Genomic DNA, 2,075 nt, shown 5'->3' on the forward strand with positions numbered 1-2,075 from the left:
GTTAACCCTGCCCCTGGAATACCCGGGATCATAGCGGGTCATTTTCTTAAAGTGTGAATTTGCCAAAGAGAACTCACCGGTATCCCATAAGGCGAGCGCCAGCACCTCATGGATTCGAGCTTCTTTAGGCTGCTTATCCACAATCTCTTTCATATGGTAGATCGCCATCTCGGGCTCGCCCTGCTGCAAATACTGCAAGGCTACCTGCACGCGCGCTTCGACTTCTTTTTCGACCGACTTATTTTTGCTAAAACTGCTCGTTTCAGTGGTAACACAGCTGACGACAAATATCATCAAGCTCAGGACAATCAATCGCATAATCACGCTCTAGGCTGAAAAGATAGAAAGATTATTGTAAGGATACTTGGAGTAATTACCAGCGCTATTCAACAATGCGCACAATGCTGGTATCGCTGTTTTTTTGCGCATGTCGCTTCAAATGACGTTCAGCACGCTTGGTTTTATCTGCAACCTGCCCGGCCAACTGACCACAGGCTGCATCAATGTCATCACCGCGGGTTGTGCGTACGGTTGTAACAAAACCTTGCTGAATCAGCACATCTTGAAAACGAGACACCCGATTTCGACTAGGTCTGCGATAATCCGAGAGATCGAAGGGGTTAAACGGAATCAAGTTAATTTTGCAGGGAAAATCTTTCAGCAATGTTGCAAGCTCATGCGCCTGCGCAACCGCATCGTTCACCTCATTAATCAAGGTATATTCAATGGTGGTAACGCGATGCGAATCGGGTAAATCAGCCATATAATCGCGACACGCCGACAACAGCTCAGCAATCGGATATTTGCGATTAATCGGCACAAGCTGGTTGCGTAATTCGTCATTTGGCGCATGCAAGGATATAGCTAGCGACACATCGGTAACCGCGCTGAGCTTTTGTAACGCCGGCACAACACCAGAAGTACTCAAAGTGACCCGTCGCTTGGAAATGCCATAGCCATAGTCATGCATCATCAAATTCATGGCGTCCACTACAGGCTCAAAATTTAATAGCGGCTCACCCATGCCCATCATTACGACATTAGTGACGCGCCGTTTAGCACCCTGCTTTAAGGAATCGAATGACTTTGCCGCTAGCCATACTTGACCGATAATCTCTGATAGCTTTAAGTCGCGCTGAAAACCTTGCTTACCGGTTGAGCAAAAGCTGCAATCTAAAGAGCAACCTACTTGAGAAGACACGCATAAGGTGCCGCGCTCACCGTCGGGGATAAACACCGCCTCAACCAAGGAACCACCGGTTACGCGCAAAGCCCACTTGCGCGTACCGTCATGCGAATCTTTTTGCCAGACGATTTCTGGCGCACGAATTTCACAAATATCCTGCAGCGATGCACGCAGCTTTTTCGACACATTACTCATATCGTCAATAGACTCAGCACCAAGGTGATGAATCCACTTAAGCACCTGATGCGCACGAAATCGCTTTTCTCCAAGGCTTAAGAAAAACGCCTCCATTTGCGACACTGATAAGCCGAGCAAGTTAATCTTACCCGTATCGGCATCTATAAATGGTGATAATGACGTTACATCAACTGACATAGGCTATGGCTTTTTAGGTGCGCTAAAATATCAAGACTATTTGACTACAGCCTAGATCATCGAGGACAAATTTCTTCTTTAGAGAAGAAATAAGCGATTTCACGCTCAGCAGAGGCTGGCGAGTCAGAGCCATGTACGGCATTTTTGCCCATCGATTCGGCAAAATCTTTGCGAATAGTCCCTTCATCAGCGTCGGCAGGGTTAGTTGCACCCATCAATTCACGATTTTTAGTGATCGCACTCTCGCCCTCAAGCACCTGAACTACCACTGGGCCAGAGGTCATGAATTCGACTAATTCAGCATAAAATGGGCGCTCTTTATGCTCAGCATAGAAGCCCCCTGCTTTGACATCATCCATATGAAGCATTTTAGCCGCAACAATCGTCAAACCATTCGATTCGAATCGGCTATAGATTTTACCAATGATATTTTTTGCTACCGCATCAGGTTTAATAATAGATAATGTTCTTTCGATAGCCATAGGGACTCCAGATAAAAATTAACATTGAGGCT

At 46.4% G+C, this 2,075-nt stretch carries 3 protein-coding genes; all 3 read right to left on the bottom strand.

What is annotated here, in order from left to right:
- The coding region (locus HRU21_13070) for a hypothetical protein (GenBank protein NRA43220.1) at window positions 1-318 on the bottom strand (318 nt) is incomplete at its 3' end.
- A gap of 64 nt (window positions 319-382) precedes the next feature.
- Window positions 383-1,561 (bottom strand): 23S rRNA (adenine(2503)-C(2))-methyltransferase RlmN, encoded by a 1,179-nt coding sequence (rlmN, locus tag HRU21_13075; protein ID NRA43221.1) that lies wholly within the window; start codon window positions 1,559-1,561, stop codon window positions 383-385.
- 56 nt (window positions 1,562-1,617) lie between these two features.
- Window positions 1,618-2,043: a nucleoside-diphosphate kinase gene (ndk, locus tag HRU21_13080; GenBank protein NRA43222.1), complete on the bottom strand. Its 426-nt coding sequence runs from the start codon at window positions 2,041-2,043 to the stop codon at window positions 1,618-1,620.
- Between the last annotated feature and the right edge of the window lie 32 nt (window positions 2,044-2,075).

Source organism: Pseudomonadales bacterium (assembly GCA_013215025.1).
Taxonomy (GTDB): Bacteria; Pseudomonadota; Gammaproteobacteria; order Pseudomonadales; family DT-91; genus DT-91.

What these genes read in the sequence shown, in the direction of transcription:
- rlmN (NRA43221.1), bottom strand. Translation starts at nt 1,561, where the DNA reads ATGTCAGTTGATGTAACGTCATTATCACCATTTATAGATGCCGATACG.
- ndk (NRA43222.1), bottom strand. Translation starts at nt 2,043, where the DNA reads ATGGCTATCGAAAGAACATTATCTATTATTAAACCTGATGCGGTAGCA.